The following is a 15,511-nucleotide window of genomic DNA, read 5'->3' on the forward strand; positions in this document are numbered from 1 at the left end:
GGCGTAAATGCCCGTCGTCTTCCGCTACGAGAACCTTACCTTTTTCTTCTATTCGAACGAAGGCGATCCGCGCGAGCCGGTACACATTCATGTCCGGGCTGGTGGCGCGATAGCGAAGGTCTGGCTTGAACCATTGATCGGCGTTGCGGAAAGCCGTGGCTTCAACAGCCGGGAACTGTCTGCTATCCTGCGCCTCGTCGCAGAGCGCAGACACCTCATCGAGAAGACGTGGCATGAATATTTCGGCAACTGAAGTCCATTTCGACGACGATACGATGTGGGTATCCCTCGATGACGGCCGGATGCTGGGCGTTCCACTGGCCTGGTTCCCGCGTCTTCTCACGGCGGATAAGGCATCCCGTCTCGCCTATACACTCAGCCCCGGCGGCATCCACTGGGACGCGCTTGACGAAGATATCTCCATCGCCGGTCTGCTCGCAGGCCGCGGCGACCGGACGGTGAGACGCCCGGCCGCCTGATTCTTCACAGCCGCACGCAGGCCATATCCAGCCCATCCAGCACGATAACCCCATCCTTCGGCCTCGCCCCGAAACCGGGAACCGGCACGGGCTCGCCCAGCGCCAGCGATTTCGCCGGCACGAACTCCGCTTTCCCGCGCGTCAGGTTGAAGACGAAGAGCAGTTTCTCGCCGCCCTTCTCGCGCGTGAAGGCGAGGATATCCTGATTGGAGTGGAGGAAGGCCATGTCGCCGTCGTGGAGCGTTTCGTGCTCTTTGCGGAAGGCCAGCGTGGCGCGGTAGTGGTTGAGCACGGAGCCGGCGGTCTTTTCCTGCGTATCGACCGCAAGGCGGCCATGATCCTCCGGCACCGGCAGCCAGGGCTTTGCGGTGCTGAAACCGGCATGGGCCGCGCCGTGCTGCCAGGGCATCGGCGTGCGGCACCCGTCCCGCCCCTTGAAGGCCGGCCAGAAGCGGATGCCGTAGGGGTCGCGCAGGTCCTCGAAGGCAAGTTCGGCTTCGGTGAGGCCCAGTTCCTCGCCCTGATAGAGGCAGATGGAGCCGCGCAGCGTCGACAGCAGCGTGATCGCCAGCTTGGCGATGCGCTCGCGCTCCTCGGGCGCCTCGATGAAGCGGCTGACATGGCGGTTGACGTCATGGTTGGAGAAGGCCCAGCAGACCCAGCCGTCCGTCACCGCGCGCTGGAAGCTCTGCACGCACCGGCGGATATGGTCGGCGGTGAAGTCCGGCCCCAGCAGGTCGAACGTGTAGCACATGTTCAGCTTGTCGCCGCCGCTCGTATAGTCGGCGACGGTCTTCAGCGAGCGCGCGCCGTCGCCCACCTCGCCCACCGTCATGCGCCCCTCGTATTCGTCGAGCAGGGCGCGGAAGCGCCGGAGGAAATCGACATTCTCCGGCTGCGTCTTGTCATAGCGATGCGTCTGCATGCCGTAGGGGTTCACGTCCGGGGCGTCGAGGCCGATATCGTCGGGATTGGCCTCATGGGGCGGGTTGTCGCGCAGCTTCCGGTCGTGGAAATAGAAGTTCACCGTATCGAGGCGGAAGCCGTCCACGCCGCGATCCAGCCAGAAGCGCACGGTCTTCAGCAGCGCGTCCTGAACGTCCGGGTTATGGAAATTGAGGTCCGGCTGCGAGGCCAGGAAGTTGTGCATGTAATATTGCTTGCGCACGCCGTCCCATTCCCAGCCCGGCCCGCCGAAGATCGACAGCCAGTTGTTGGGCGCGGTGCCATCCGGTTTCGGATCGGCCCAGACATACCAGTCCGCCTTCGGGTTTGCGCGGCTGGAGCGGCTTTCGAGGAACCAGGGGTGCTGGTCGGATGTGTGCGAGATCACCTGGTCGATGATGACCTTGATGCCGAGGCGATGGGCCTCCGCCAGCATCGCATCGAAATCCGCCAGCGTGCCGAACATCGGATCGACATCGCAATAATCCGAGACGTCATAGCCCATATCCGCCATCGGCGACTTGAAGAAGGGCGAAAGCCAGATGGCGTCGACGCCGAGCGAGGCGATATGGCCGAGCCGCTTCGTGATGCCCCGCAGATCCCCCATGCCGTCGCCGGTCGTATCCTGGAACGAGCGGGGGTAGACCTGATAGATGACCGCGCCGCGCCACCAGTCGTCGGCCTTGCTGCGGGTCCTTGTCATGCGCTCTCGCTCCGGTTCCGTTCGTATCGGGCAAGGTGTAGCGTGCGCCCCATGAGCCGTAAACGGGTGGCCCCGCGATTTTTCGACGGTTGACGAAGCGGCCGCCGGTCTGGATGATGCCGGCAAATTCCATAGAGAAGGTTGACCGCATGCCCGGTGACGTCACCCTTTCCCCTGCCGAAGCAATGGACCTCGCCCGCACCGCGCTGATGCGCGTCGGCATGGCGGAGGCGGCGGCGACCGCCCTTGCCCGCGCCACGCTGGATGCCGAGATGGCCGGCAAGCGCGCCCTCGGTCTCCAGCACCTCACCGATCATCTCAGGGGCCTCATCGACGGCCGGATCAAGGGGCGCGCCGAACCGCTCATCACCTCGCCGGTGCCGGCCATCATGAAATGCGACGCCATGGGCGGCGTGGCGCAGCACGGTTTCTCGCTCGCCCATGAGGAACTGGCCTCGAAGGCGAAAACCTTCGGCCTTGCGGCCTTCACTCTGCACAACAGCTACACGACGGGCGAACTCGGCTGGTATGCCGCCCGACTTGCGGAAAAAGGCCTCGTGGCGCTCGCCGCCACCAACGGACCTGCCCTGATGGCCGGCGCGGGCGGGTGGCAGCCGGTCTATTGCACCAATCCGCTCGCCTTCGCCGCGCCGCTCGAAGCCGGCCGCATCCTCCTCGTGGATCAGGCGTCCAGCGCTGCGGCCTTCGTGAAAATCCGCGAGGCGGCAGCGCGCGGCGAGACTATTCCCGGCAATTGGGCGCTCGATCAGGACGGCATGCCGACCACCGATCCCTTCGCGGCCATGCAGGGCGCGCTTCTGGCCTTCGGCGGCGCGCGGGGGGCCAATATCGCCCTCATGGTGGAGGTGCTGGCCGCCGGGCTGACCGGCGCGAACTGGTCGCTCGACGCGCCGGATTTCCAGGCGGGCGATACCTCGCCGGGCGCCGGCCTCTTCGTGCTCGCCCTTTCGCCCCAGCTTTTCACGGACGATTTCGCCACGCGCCTCTCGGCCCAGGTCGCGCGTCTTGCGAGCGACTATAGCGTCCATATTCCCGGTATCGAGCGCGTGAACAGGCAGCGCGAGGCCGAAAGCGCCGGCATCGTCTTGCCCCGCCAACTCTTTGACAGTATTTCCTCTTTCCGGCGCAATTGACCGGGGAGGAACGGACATGGCTGGACGGCTGCTGGCAATCGGCGAATGCATGGTGGAACTGATGCAGGCCGAGGGCGGCCTTCTGCGCAAGAGCTTCGCCGGCGACACGTTCAACACCGCCTATTACGCCCGGCAGTTCCTGCCCGCCGACTGGAGCGTCGACTATTTCTCCGCCGTGGGCACGGACATGATCTCCGATGAAATGCTGGCCTTCATGCAGGGGCACGGCATCGGCACGGATCATGTCGCACGCATCGAAGGCCGCTCCCCCGGCCTCTACATGATCCACCTGAAGGACGGCGAGCGCAGCTTCTCCTACTGGCGCTCCGTCTCCGCCGCAAAGCTGCTCGCCCGCGACGGCGACCGCCTACGCGCCGCCATCGACACATCCGACATCATCGTCTTTTCCGGCATCACGCTGGCGATCCTGCCGGCGGAAGACGTCGAGACCCTGCTTGCCGAGCTGCGCCGCGCCAAGGCGGCCGGAAAGCGTGTCGTCTTCGACCCCAACATCCGCCCGCGCCTGTGGGACGATGCGGCGCGCATGCGCGCGACGATCACCGAGGGCGCCCATGCCGCCACGCTCGTCATGCCGAGCCTCGACGACGAGACGACCCATTTCGGCGACGCCTCGCTGGAAGAGACGATCGCGCGCTATGCCGCGCTCGGCGTTGCGGAACAGGTGGTGAAGGACGGCGCTGAGGGCGCGACGCTGGTCTTCGGCGGCGAGCGCAGCCACGCGCCTTCCGCAAGGGTCGAGAAGATCGTCGATACGACCAGCGCCGGCGACAGCTTCAACGGCGCATTCCTCGCCCGTCTTGCCGTTGGCGCCATGCCGCAGCAAGCTGCCCGCTTCGCCGCGGACGTCGCCGCGGCGGTCATCCAGCATCACGGTGCGCTGGTGGCGAAGGACAGGCTGCCGGAGGGCTGAGCCTCAGCGCTTCTTCTTCGCCTTGCTGGCGTAGGGATTGTCCGATGCCCGGAAATGGATGCGGATCGGCACGCCTGGCAGGTTGAAGTCGTTGCGCAGGCCGTTCGTGAGATAGCGGATATAGGATTCCGGCAGCGCATCGGGGCGCGTGCAGGAGACCATGAAGCCCGGCGGACGGGCCTTCACCTGCGTCATGTATTTCAGCTTCAGGCGGCGGCCGGAAACGGCCGGCGGCGGATGCTGCGTCTGCACCGCATCCAGCCAGCGGTTGAGCTTGGCGGTGGAGATGCGGCGGTTCCAGGTGCGGTCCGTGTCGATGACGGCCTGCATCAGCTTGTCGAGGCCGCGCCCCGTCTGGCCGGAGACCGGCACGGCGCGGATGCCGCGCGCCTGCGGCAGAAGCCGCTCGGTCTTCTCGCGCAGTTCCGCGAGCACGGCCTGCGGATCGTCGATCAGGTCCCACTTGTTAAAGGCGAGCACGGCGGCGCGGCCTTCGCGCAGCACGAGGTCGACGATCTGAAGATCCTGCTTCTCGAAGGGGATGGTGGAATCGAAGACGATGACGACCGTCTCGGCAAAGCGGATGGCGCGCAGGCCATCGGCGACGGAGAGCTTTTCCAGCTTCTCCTGCACCTTGGCCTTGCGGCGCATGCCGGCTGTGTCGAACATCTTGATCGTGCGGCCCTGCCAGTCCCATTCGACGGAGATGGAATCGCGCGTGATACCGGCTTCCGGGCCGGTCAGCAGACGATCTTCGCCGAGGAAACGGTTGATGAGGGTGGACTTGCCGGCATTCGGGCGGCCGACGATGGCGACGCGCAGCGGCTTCGTCTCGTCGTATTCCGGCTCGAAATCCTCGTCCTCTTCCGCGCCTTCGGCGAGTTCCGCGCGCACGTCGATATCGGTGACGGCTTCGTCGTCTTCCGGATAGGCGCGCTCCTCGCCGATGGCGGCGACGATGGCGTCGCGCAGGTCCAGCATGCCCTGGCCGTGTTCGGCGGAGATCGGCGTCGGCTCGCCGAGGCCGAGCGTGAAGGCGTCGTAGAAGCCGCCGTCCGAGCCGCGCGCTTCCGACTTGTTGGCGACGAGCACCACGGGCTTGCCCTTGCGGCGCAGCATCTCGGCCAATGTCTGGTCAACGGGTGTCAGGCCCATCTTGGCGTCGACCACGAAGAGCGAGAGATCGGCTTCCTCGATGGCCGCTTCCGTCTGGGCGCGCATGCGGCCCTGCAGCGTCTCGGGCGCGGCCTCTTCGAGGCCGGCCGTGTCGATGATGCGGAATTTCAGGTCGATGAGGCGGGCGTCGCCCGGCCGGCGGTCACGGGTGACGCCGGGCGTGTCGTCGACGAGCGCGAGCTTCTTGCCCACGAGCCTGTTGAACAGGGTGGACTTGCCGACATTGGGGCGTCCGACAATGGCGACGGTGAAGCTCATGAACGTGTTCCGTTGTAGTGACCGGGCAAATGCCAGATCAGGAGGACAGCTTGCCGCTTGCCACGATCAGGTCAAGCAGCATCTGCGCGCGGTTGGCGACATTGCGCGGGCTTTCGCCGTCGTTGAGGATCGCGTCGAACCATTCCTTGGCGCGCGCATAGTCCCCGCTCTTGAAAGCGGAAAGGCCGAGCACTTCGCGGGCGGAATGGCGCAACGCGCTCTGCGGCGTGGCAAGCTGCTCGGCTTCGGCCGAAACCTGCTCGTAGGTGCCGGTATCGACGAGGAGATAGGCCGCGCGAAGGCGGGCCGCATCGCGCAGCGCCTGCGGCACCGAAGCATCCTTGGCGATGGTCGTGAAGGCGGTGACGGCGCCTGCGGCGTCCGTCTCGGCCAGAAGCGAGGCGGAGCGCATGCGGGCCAGAACGGGATAGGCGCCGAAGCCTTCCTTCTCCAGTTCGCCAAGGGCGGCAAGCGCCTCGTCCTTCTTGCCGTCGCGGGCAAGCGTCAGGGCCGCGAGGAACTGGTCGCCGGCGGCCGAGGCCTCGCCGTCGCGCCAGTAATCGTAGCTCACCTTGCCGATCGTGCCGAGAACGACCAGCACGGCGGCGGCGATGAGGACGCGGCCGAAACGCTTCCAGACCAGACGCATCTGGTCGGAACGCAGTTCCTCGTTCACCTCGCGGATAAAGCTGTCGTCCTGATTTACCATGTCGTTTTCCGGCGCAACCAACGTTTAAAAGTTAGCGCCTTCTACCCGATTTTCGCGGCGTTGTAAGGGGGCTGGCGCGAAAAGCCCCCGGATCGACGCGGATCAACCGAGCGGCGCCACCCCGATCAGCCATTCATGCAGCCTGAACACGATGACGGCATAGAGCGCGAGACCGACAACGACGGCAATGATGTCGTATTTCGCCGAGATGAAGACGGGCAGTTTCGTCTCGCCGGCGGCGATGCGCTTCTTCAGCGTGATGCGCAGGATGACCGCCCAGGCGAGGATCGTCGCGAAGAGCAGGACCGAATAGCTCTCGCCATTCGCCAGAAGATGCGCCAGCGCCCAGATCTTGATGGCGACGAGCAGCGGGAACTTCAGCTTCGTGCGGATGTGGCCGGCCGGCAGAAGCCCGGCGACGAGACAGATCGAGGCGATCATCATCAGCGTCAGCGCGATATGCGCCATGAAGGTCGGCGGGAAATAGAGCATCTCGCCACTGTTCGCGCGCGCGTCGATGAAGCCGTAGACGATGAGGAAAAGGCTTGCGAGCGAGACGATGCCGTGCAGCGCCATCCAGCCCGGCTTGCCGAGCGCCGCGATGCCGGCATTGCGAAGACCCGGCGCGACAGGGCGCAGGAGATGGGTGACGACGAAGAGAACGAGACCGGCGATGAGCAACGTCATGGAAATGCCCCTTGAAGAAAAACCGGCCATCGGCCGTTCCCTCTGGAATATCCGCGACGGGACGACAATTCCAGCCCGATCAAAGGATTGCCGCATTCGGAATCGATGAGAGACCCTTTGCAAATTGTCGCGGGTAGCCATGTCCTTGTCTCGGATCCTCTTTCTCCCCCTCGCCGCCGCGCTTGCGGCAGGCCCGGCGCTTGCCAAGGACGACGCGATCGAGCCGATGAAGCGCAAGCAGCTCGTCATCGTCTCCTTCGACGGCGCGCACGACAACAAGCTCTGGGAGAAGAGCCGCGCCATGGCCAGGCGCACCGGCGCGCATTTCACCTATTTCCTCTCCTGCACCTTCCTCTTTTCCAAGGATGCGCGCGCGAATTATCAGGCGCCGCATGAAAAGCGCGGCCGCTCCAATGTCGGCTTCTCGCAGGACAAGGACGAGACGATCCTTCGCCTCGGCGAGATCTGGCTGGCGAAACTCGAAGGCCACGATATCGGCAGCCATGCCTGCGGCCATTTCGACGGCGGCAAGTGGAGCGCCGACGACTGGAAGGCCGAGTTCGCCTTCTTCCGGGATTCGCTGAAGAACGCATGGCAGAATGCCGGCGTCGGCGAGCGGGAGCCGGCCGGCTGGCAGCATTTTGCGGCGCAGGACATCAACGGGTTCCGCGCGCCCTACCTTTCGGCCGGCAGCGGCCTCGTCAAGGCGCTGGAGGCGGAGGGCTTCACCTATGACGCCAGCCTCGTCACCAAGGGACCAGCCATGCCCGTCGCCAGCGGCGATATCGTCCGCTTCGGCCTGCCGCTCATTCCGGAAGGCGCCTCGCAGCGCCCCGTCATCGCCATGGACTACAATCTCTATGTCCGCCATTCCAAGGGCAAGGAGGCCCCGGAAAAGAGCGACGCCTTCGAGGAAAGCACGCTGAAGGCCTATCGCGACGCCTTCGCGAAACAATATGCCGGCGAGCGCATCCCGCTCCAGCTCGGCTTCCATTTCGTGGAGATGAATGCCGGTGCCTATTGGCGCGCGCTCGACCGCTTCCTGACGGAGACCTGCGGCAGGACGGACGTCGCCTGCGTCAGCTATGCCGGCGCGCTGGACATTCTGGCAAAAGAGAAGAAGGCGGCCGGAGCCGCCCTCTGATCCGCCTTACGGCTCGTTGGCCGCAAGCTCGCCCTCTTCCTGCGCCCTTTCCAGGTAGCGCTGGTCGATATCGGGCAGCGGCTGGTCGTCGATGGCCGCCTCGAAGGCCTTGAGGCGCTTGTAGATCGACAGCAACTCGACGATCGTCGTCCAGGAATTGACGAGATACTGGAACGACTCGCGCACCTGCCCGAACACGTTCTGGATCTGGCTCATCACGCCGAGCGTCAGCTTGCCGGCGACGATGGAGGGAACCAGAACGAAGGTGCCGAAGAGGTTGTCGGCCTGCAGGTAGAAGATGCGGGCGACGTTGAAATAGAGATAGTGGAAATAGAGGCGGAAGTAGTTCTTGCGCACGTTGGCGAAAAGCTCGGCCACCGTCGGCGGCTGCGCCCGGTCGGCATGGTCCTCGCCATAGACCAGCTCCTTGCGGTAGGCGGCCTCGACGCGCTGGTTGCGGAATTCCAGCCCCGGCAGCTTGATGCCGACCGCGGCGAGGAACACCGTCCCGAACAGCGACCAGCAGATCGCCGCCCAGACGAGCGCATGCGGCACCTCGCCGATGAAGGGCAGCACCGTCACCGTGCTGGAGAACTTGAACAACACCGGCAGGAAGGCGACGAGCGTCATGATCGAGGAAACGAGGCTGACGCCCAGCCCTTCCACCGTGCGCGAGAAGCGCATCGTATCGTCCTGCACACGCTGCGAGGCGCCTTCGATATGGCGCAGCTTGTCCCAGTGGGACATGTAGAAATCGTTCATCGCCGTACGCCAGCGGAAGACGTAATGGCTGACGAAGAAGAGGTTCAGCGTGCCGACGGTGATGGCGACGAAGGCGATGCCGGCAAAGCCGATCATGCCGACATAGATTTCGCTTTCGGTCGGGATCGGTTCGGTGCGGGCAAGCCCGCGCTGGATCATGTCGTAGAACGGCCCGTACCACGCATTGATGGCCACGCTGACCTGCACGGAGAAATAGGTGTTGAAGATGATCAGCGCCGAGCCGAGCACCGACCAGAGCTGCCATTGATGCGGGCTGTAGGTGAACCAGAAGGCGGCGAACAGCCCGACCATCACCGCATAATAGATGTAGAACCAGAGGAAGGGCGCGGACCAGAAGACGGAGACCCCGATGATCGCCTCCTCGCCCGGCTTCAGCGGCGGCAGCCCGATATAGGCGCCCAGAGCTTCCCCGCCGGCGTACCAGATCGCCATGGCAAGGGCCGACCAAAGGACGACGGAAAGGAAGAACAATCTCGGAGTGGGAAAGAAGGAGACGAACAAGGGAAGCGCTTTCGTTGCGAAGCAGGCCGAAGATGCGCAGAACCTAAAGGAGTTTGCGCAGCACAACAATTGGCGCTCGCCGGCATTACCGAGATTTAATGGAAGGCACGCCGCCAAGCGCGGCGATGACCGCGGCAGCCACGAGAAGGCCGGCGGCGGCCAGGCTCGGCAGCGCATAGCTGCCCGTGCGCGCCGCCAGGAAGCCGGCCCCGAGCGGTCCGACGATCTGCCCGACGCCGAAGGCCGCCGTCATCAGCGCCAGGACGCGGCGCGCGCTGTCGCTCGCCAGCATGCGGCCGAGCTGCAGGCCATAGGCGGTGATGACGACGAAGGTCAGCCCGAGCAGCCCGCCGCCGATGAGCGCGGAGAAGGGAGAGGGCAGCATCACCGTCGCCGCGACGCCGGCCGCCTCCACGAGGATCGCCGAGAGATAGGTGACGGCGACGCCGCAGCGCCGCTCGACAGGCTTCCAGGCGAGAAGCGAGAGGGCCGCGGCGACCCCGGTGACGAGCCAGGTCAGGCATTCGAGCAGTGGGCTTTCCGCCCCCTCCCGCGCGATGGCGACGATGAACGTCGCCGTCACCACATAGCCGATGCCGAAAAGCCCGTAGCTGAGGGTGAGCGCCGCCAGTGGCCGCGTCCAGACGATGGCCGGCTCGCGCGTCGCTACCGCGCTGCCCATCGGGCGCGGCAGCAGCCATGCGACGGCGGCAAGGCCGGCCGCGCCGAGCAGCGCGCCGGCAAACCAGTCGATTCGCCAGGCCGCGACAGCCGGAACGGTCACCAGCGACAGCAGGTAGACCACCACCGCCGAAAGTGCGATGCCGATGCCGACCCCGGAAAAATGCGCCATCTGGACGCGCGGCTCGCGATGCGCAAGGCCGATGGAAAGCACGATGCCCGAGGTGAAGATGAGGCCGAAGGCGCTGGCGACACCCGCCATGAACCGAACGGCCGAGAGCGCGGCCACACCGGACAGAAGCCCCATGGCGATGAGCAGCAGAACGGTTACGGCCAGCGAACCGACCGCAAGCCGCCGCTCGTAGCCGGCGGCCCAGCCATAAGCGGCAAGCACCGCTCCGAGGAGATAACCCGAAAAATTCGCGGCGGCGATGATGCCGGCATCGGCAGCATCGAGACCGAGGCCCGCCATCATGCCGGGCAGGACCGGCGTATAGAAGAACCGCCCAAGCCCCATGGCGACCGCCATCGCGACCGCGCCGGCAAGGGCGGCGCAGACGGGTTCGCGGGAGAGAGGGGACGGGTGCTGCGTCATGGCGCGACCATTGCACTGCAACATGATCGCGGCAAACGACAATTATTGATCGACGGATCAGCGCCGGTGAAGGCGCTCAGCCCGGCAGCGTCACCACCAGCGGACCGTTGCGCGTGGCGACGACCGTGTGTTCGAACTGCACCGTCGGCGCGCACGGATCGCTGTAGAGCGTCCATTCGTCCTTGTCGCCGCTTTCCGCCCAGTTCGCGCCCAGCGACAGGAAAGGCTCGACCGTGAAGACGAGGCCTTCCGTCATGCGGCGCTTTTCCTGCGGGTCCGGCCAGGTGGCGATTTCCGTCGGCTCCTCGTGCAGCGAGCGGCCAACGCCGTGGCTGGCGAGATTGGCGATCAGCGTATAGCGGTTCTTGCGCGCGAAGGCGCCGATGGCATTGCCGACCTCGGCCAGCGGCCGGCCGGCCTTCACTTCCTTGAGGCCGACCCAGAGCGCCCGCTTGCCATCGCGGCAAAGCCGCTCCACCGCCGGCGCGGCGCGCCCGACCGTGAAGGATGCGCCCGTATCGGCAAAGTAGCCGTCGAGTTCGGCGGAAACGTCGATATTGACGAGATCGCCTTCCGCGATCATCCGGTCGCCCGGAATGCCGTGCGCCACCTCTTCGTTGATGCTGATGCAGGTCGCGCCCGGAAAATTGTAGCAGCTTTCCGGGGCCGAACGTGCGCCGGCCGCCTCCAGCATGCGCCGGCCGATCAGGTCGAGTTCGGCGGTCGTCATGCCGGGCCTGACGGCGGTGGACATATGCTGCAGCACGTTCGCGCAAATCCGGCCGATCGCCTTCAGGCCGTCGAGGTCTTCATCGTTTCCAAGGGTCATCGCATCTCTCTTTCGCGGCGCGTCCTATCACGTCCGCGCCGCGCTGTCAGGCGGAAGCCTCCGCCAGCATCTCGCGCACCAGCGGCGCGACCTTCGTTCCATAAAGCTCGATCCCGCGCAGGATCCGGTCATGCGGCATCAGTCCGATCGCCATCTGCAACAGGAAGCGGTCATTGCGGAAGATTTTTTGATGCGCGACGATCTTCTTGGCCACCGTTTCCGGGTCACCGAGGAAGAGATGGCCATCCGGCCCGATCCCCTGGTCGAACTGCGCCCGGTTCGTCGGCCCGAAGCCGCGCTCGCGGCCGATGCGGTTCATCACCTCGGCCTGCGGCCCGTAAAAGGCGTCGGCCGCCGCTTGCGTCGTATCGGCGATGAAGCCGTGAACGTTGATGCTGGTCTTCAGCTTCGCTTCGTCCTGCCCCGCGCGCCGTGCCGCCTCGCGATAGAGATCGAAGAGCGGCGCATAACGCGTCGGCGTGCCGCCGATGATGGCGAGCGCCAGCGGCAGCCCATAGGCCCCCGCCCGCGCCACCGATTGCGGCGTGCCGCCGACCGCGATCCAGATCGGCAATTTGCCATGCGCCGGTCGCGGATAGACGCCGATGCCCGAAAGCGGCGCACGCATCACACCGTTCCACGAAACCGTCTCGCTCTCGTTGAGGGCGAGCAGCAGGTCGAGCTTTTCCTCGAAGAGCTGGTCGTAGTCATCCAGCGCATAGCCGAAGAGCGGGAAGGATTCGATGAAGGAGCCGCGCCCCGCCATGATCTCCGCCCGGCCGCCGGAAATCAGGTCCACCGTCGAGAACTGCTGGAAGACACGCACCGGATCGTCCGACGACAGCACCGTGACCGCGCTCGAAAGCCGGATAGTCTTCGTGCGCGCCGCCGCAGCGGCCAGAATGACGGCCGGCGCCGAGGCCGCATAGTCCGGCCGGTGATGCTCGCCAAGCCCGAAGACATCGAGGCCCACCTGATCGGCAAGCTCGATTTCCTCGATGAGATTCCTCAGCCGCCGCTCCCCTTCCCGCCCCTTGTCGGGCGCGTTGGGATCGACGTCGGCGAATGTGTAGAGACCAAGTTCCATGGGATGTTCCGGATGAGAGGATTTGCCCTGAAATATGGCCGGCAGCGGCGGCTTGAAAGGGCTTATGGAGAAACAGTGTGTTTACAGGAACATCCTCCCTGAAAAAACGGGGCGGTATCCGCCCCGTTTCCATTGCTCAAAGCGTCGACGCCACCGCCTCGAGTTGTGTCGCCACCTGCCCCCAGCCCTCGTGGAAACCCATCTTCTCATGCGCCTCGCAGTCCTCCACGGTCCAGTGGCGGGCGATGGCGGTGTAGCGGGTCTGACCGTTGCCGAGATCGTCGAGGAGGATTTCGGCGGAGAAGAAGGCGCGTTCGCTCGGCTTGAAATCCGGGCCGAAGGCATCGGTGGTGATGATGCGGCGGTCCTTCTCCACCTTCAGGAAGATGCCGGTGCTGTCCATGTGGAAGCCGTCCGGGCCGGTCATGACCGTGCGGAACTTGCCGCCGTCGCGCGGCTCGATCTCGATGACGGGCGTCTCGTAGGGCTTGGGCGCGAACCATTGCTTCATCAGCTCCGGCGTCGTCCAGGCCTTGAAGAGCTGGGCGGGCGTGGCGTTCAGCACGCGGGTCAGCACCAGTTCGCGGTTGTTGGCGGGCTTGATCTCGGCGGTCACGGTCATGGCTTTCTCCTTGTGGATGAATGGGATGGTTCGCATCAAGGACGGGCGGCGAACGGCCAGTCCGACATCGAAAGCGGATTATTTTTCGGCGACGGCCGCTTCGCGCTGCATGCTGTCGATATGCTGGCGGATATGGGCCGCCTCGGCGGAGGTCGTGGCGAGCGCGATGGCCCGGTCGAAGGCCTGATGCGCCTCCGCGTAACGGCCGAGCTGCTTCAAAAGGCCGCCGCGCAGGCCGTGGAAATAGAAATAGCCGTCCAGCTTTTCCGCCAGAGGATCGACAAGCGCGAGCGCCGCCTCCGGCCCCTCGCGCTTGGAGACCGCGACGGCCCGGTTGAGCCGCACCACCGGCGAAGGCTGGAGGCGCTCCAGCGTCTGGTAGAGCAGGTCGATCTGCAGCCAGTCCGTTTCCGCCACCGTCGCGGCGCGGGCATGCAGGGCGGCAATCGCCGCCTGTATCTGGAAGGGACCGGGCGCGCGGTGGCGGATCGCCTTGTCGATCAGCACCAGCGCCTCGTCGATGAGCGGACGATCCCAGAGCGAACGGTCCTGATCCTCCAGCAGCACGATCTGCCCGTTCGCATCGAAGCGGGCATCGAGCCGCGAATGCTGGATGAGCAGGAGCGCCGTGAGGCCCATGATCTCCGGCTCGGCGGGAAAGAGTTTCAGCAGCAGCCGCGCCAGCCGGATCGCCTCCGCGCAGAAGGGCGTATCCGCCTTCTGCGGCACACCGGCCGAATAGCCCTCGTTGAAGACGAGATAGATCATCGCCGCGACAAGCCCGAGCCGCTCGGCCCGCGCCACCGCATCGGGCGTCTCGAAGGCAATCCCGGCCGCGCCGACCTTGGCCTTGGCGCGGGTGATGCGCTGCTCCATCGCCGCTTCCGAGACGAGGAAGGCCCGGGCGATCTGCTTCACCGAAAGGCCGGAGACGATGCGCAGCGCCAGCGCGATCTGCTGCGTCGCCGGCAGGTCGGGATGGCAGCAGACGAAGAGCAGGCGCAGGATATCGTCGCGGTAGTGCGCGCCGTCCAGCCGGTCGGCAAGGTCGCTCTCCGTATCCTCCAGATCGGACAGCATTTCCTCGGGCGGCAGCGGCTGGGTTCTGGCGCGCTTGCGCACCTGATCGATGCCGCTGTTGCGGCCGACGAAGATGAGCCATGCAGCCGGATCGCGCGGCGGGCCCTTTTCGGGCCATGTCCTCAGCGCGCGCAGGCAGGCTTCCTGAAAAGCCTCCTCCGCCATGTCGAGGTCACGGAAGTAGCGCAGCAGCGCCCCCATGGCCTGCGGCCGCGCCGAGGTGAGCGCCAGGTCGATCCAGGCAAGGTCTGTCATGTGATGGGCACTCCCGGATTGAAGAACTGCAGCGGCCGGATTTCATAGGTGCCGTTCGCCGGATTGGCGGCGGAAAGCTCGCGGGCGAACTGAATCGCCTCCTCCAGCGTCTCGGCCTGAAGCACGAAGAAACCGAGGAACTGTTCCTTGGTTTCCGCGAAGGGACCGTCCATGACGATATTGTCCGTCGCGCCCTTGCGCACCGTGACGGCCGCCGTGGTCGGCATCAGCCGCGCGACGGGGCCAAGCTTGCCGGCCTCGGCATAACGCTGGTTGACGGCGCCGAGATCGGCCATGACCTTGTCGTCCAGCTCCTTCGACCAGGCGCAGACTTCACTTTCGGCATCGTAACAAAGAACGGCATACAGCATGGTGAACTCCCGTTGGCTGAAAGACGTAGAAGTAGCGTCTCAGCCGACAGGGCGCACCGGAATATTTTTGATTTTTCGCAGGAACGTCCAGCGGTTCAGATCTTGAACACGTCGTCCTGCCGGAACACGATGACATAGCCGCCCGTCGCCTCGGCCTCCTCGGCCCAGGCGCGCAGTTGCGCGTGATACGGCTCGCTGCACCAGATATCGGGATAGTCGGGATCGACCAGCACCGTGACCTGCGGCCCCTGCCGGTAGACCATCATATGCGAGCGCGACGGCTCCCATGCCTTGTCAAGTCCCGCATCGGTCATCCAGAGACACAGGAAATCCCGGCAGACCGAAGGCCGGTCCGCATAGATCGAACACCCCTTCCCCGCAACGCAATGCCTGCACCAGACATTGGCCGGTTTGTCGAACAGGTCGATATCGGGCAGCCGGCAACAGAGCGTGCAGGTGCCGCAGGATCGGCCGACAATAGTGGCGGGGGATGGATACATGGCCGGTGTCTAGCATCCGGC

The 15,511-nt window shown here is 65.4% G+C and carries 17 protein-coding genes; 5 read left to right on the plus strand and 12 right to left on the minus strand.

Translation table 11 applies throughout. The features are described from left to right. Positions 1 to 7: 7 nt before the first annotated feature. Complete coding sequence (locus K8M09_RS11875; RefSeq protein ID WP_160787540.1) at positions 8 to 253, plus strand: DUF4160 domain-containing protein; 246 nt, start codon at positions 8 to 10, stop codon at positions 251 to 253. Then, the gene (locus tag K8M09_RS11880; RefSeq protein WP_160787539.1) at positions 234 to 479 is read left to right on the plus strand and encodes a DUF2442 domain-containing protein; all 246 of its coding nucleotides are present in this window, start codon (positions 234 to 236) and stop codon (positions 477 to 479) included. The genes K8M09_RS11875 and K8M09_RS11880 overlap by 20 nt, the downstream gene beginning before the upstream one ends. A gap of 4 nt (positions 480 to 483) precedes the next feature. Here the strand turns inward: K8M09_RS11880 and bglA are convergent, their stop codons facing one another. After that, positions 484 to 2,127: a beta-galactosidase BglA gene (bglA, locus tag K8M09_RS11885; protein WP_160787538.1), complete on the minus strand. Its 1,644-nt coding sequence runs from the start codon at positions 2,125 to 2,127 to the stop codon at positions 484 to 486. A gap of 149 nt (positions 2,128 to 2,276) precedes the next feature. On the opposite strand from bglA, the gene K8M09_RS11890 reads away from it, so the two are divergent. Both K8M09_RS11890 and K8M09_RS11895 read left to right on the plus strand, forming a co-directional pair. Beyond that, complete coding sequence (locus tag K8M09_RS11890) at positions 2,277 to 3,281, plus strand: Ldh family oxidoreductase (RefSeq protein ID WP_160787537.1); 1,005 nt, start codon at positions 2,277 to 2,279, stop codon at positions 3,279 to 3,281. 16 nt (positions 3,282 to 3,297) lie between these two features. Continuing rightward, a complete protein-coding gene (locus K8M09_RS11895) occupies positions 3,298 to 4,212 on the plus strand; it encodes a sugar kinase (protein WP_160787536.1) in 915 nt (304 codons plus the stop codon). A 3-nt stretch (positions 4,213 to 4,215) separates the two neighbouring features. On the opposite strand, the gene der is transcribed toward K8M09_RS11895, so the two are convergent. The 3 genes from der to K8M09_RS11910 all read right to left on the minus strand — a co-directional run bounded on the left by der (position 4,216) and on the right by K8M09_RS11910 (position 7,042). Then, complete coding sequence (der, locus tag K8M09_RS11900; protein WP_160787535.1) at positions 4,216 to 5,646, minus strand: ribosome biogenesis GTPase Der; 1,431 nt, start codon at positions 5,644 to 5,646, stop codon at positions 4,216 to 4,218. 37 nt (positions 5,647 to 5,683) lie between these two features. Then, positions 5,684 to 6,355 (minus strand): tetratricopeptide repeat protein, encoded by a 672-nt coding sequence (locus K8M09_RS11905; RefSeq protein ID WP_160787534.1) that lies wholly within the window; start codon positions 6,353 to 6,355, stop codon positions 5,684 to 5,686. A gap of 102 nt (positions 6,356 to 6,457) precedes the next feature. After that, positions 6,458 to 7,042 (minus strand): NnrU family protein, encoded by a 585-nt coding sequence (locus K8M09_RS11910; RefSeq protein WP_160787533.1) that lies wholly within the window; start codon positions 7,040 to 7,042, stop codon positions 6,458 to 6,460. 139 nt (positions 7,043 to 7,181) lie between these two features. Here K8M09_RS11910 and K8M09_RS11915 point away from each other — a divergent pair, with 139 nt between their 5' ends. Further along, positions 7,182 to 8,186, plus strand: a complete 1,005-nt coding sequence (locus K8M09_RS11915) for a polysaccharide deacetylase family protein (RefSeq protein WP_160787532.1) — start codon at positions 7,182 to 7,184, stop codon at positions 8,184 to 8,186. Positions 8,187 to 8,192: 6 nt separating this feature from the next. Here K8M09_RS11915 and bacA read toward each other — a convergent pair whose 3' ends face one another. The 8 genes from bacA to K8M09_RS11955 all read right to left on the minus strand — a co-directional run bounded on the left by bacA (position 8,193) and on the right by K8M09_RS11955 (position 15,490). After that, a complete protein-coding gene (gene bacA / locus K8M09_RS11920) occupies positions 8,193 to 9,470 on the minus strand; it encodes a bacteroid development protein BacA (protein ID WP_160787531.1) in 1,278 nt (425 codons plus the stop codon). Between the two features lie 85 nt (positions 9,471 to 9,555). Next, positions 9,556 to 10,746: a YbfB/YjiJ family MFS transporter gene (locus K8M09_RS11925; RefSeq protein ID WP_229341836.1), complete on the minus strand. Its 1,191-nt coding sequence runs from the start codon at positions 10,744 to 10,746 to the stop codon at positions 9,556 to 9,558. 76 nt (positions 10,747 to 10,822) lie between these two features. Then, on the minus strand, positions 10,823 to 11,575 hold the full coding sequence (gene map, locus K8M09_RS11930) for a type I methionyl aminopeptidase (protein WP_160787530.1): 753 nt from the start codon (positions 11,573 to 11,575) through the stop codon (positions 10,823 to 10,825). Positions 11,576 to 11,621: 46 nt separating this feature from the next. After that, the gene (locus K8M09_RS11935) at positions 11,622 to 12,662 is read right to left on the minus strand and encodes an LLM class flavin-dependent oxidoreductase (RefSeq protein ID WP_160787529.1); all 1,041 of its coding nucleotides are present in this window, start codon (positions 12,660 to 12,662) and stop codon (positions 11,622 to 11,624) included. 136 nt (positions 12,663 to 12,798) lie between these two features. Continuing rightward, entirely contained in the window at positions 12,799 to 13,284 is a 486-nt protein-coding gene (locus tag K8M09_RS11940) for an SRPBCC family protein (protein WP_160787528.1), read from the minus strand. Positions 13,285 to 13,362: 78 nt separating this feature from the next. Next, positions 13,363 to 14,619, minus strand: coding sequence for an RNA polymerase sigma factor (locus K8M09_RS11945; protein ID WP_160787527.1), 1,257 nt, complete (start codon positions 14,617 to 14,619; stop codon positions 13,363 to 13,365). Next, entirely contained in the window at positions 14,616 to 14,990 is a 375-nt protein-coding gene (locus tag K8M09_RS11950; protein ID WP_160787526.1) for a YciI family protein, read from the minus strand. The genes K8M09_RS11945 and K8M09_RS11950 overlap by 4 nt, the downstream gene beginning before the upstream one ends. 95 nt (positions 14,991 to 15,085) lie before the next feature. Then, positions 15,086 to 15,490 (minus strand): YkgJ family cysteine cluster protein, encoded by a 405-nt coding sequence (locus K8M09_RS11955; RefSeq protein WP_160787525.1) that lies wholly within the window; start codon positions 15,488 to 15,490, stop codon positions 15,086 to 15,088. Between the last annotated feature and the right edge of the window lie 21 nt (positions 15,491 to 15,511).

The organism is Shinella zoogloeoides, from assembly GCF_020883495.1.
In the GTDB taxonomy this organism is placed as follows: Bacteria; Pseudomonadota; Alphaproteobacteria; order Rhizobiales; family Rhizobiaceae; genus Shinella; species Shinella zoogloeoides.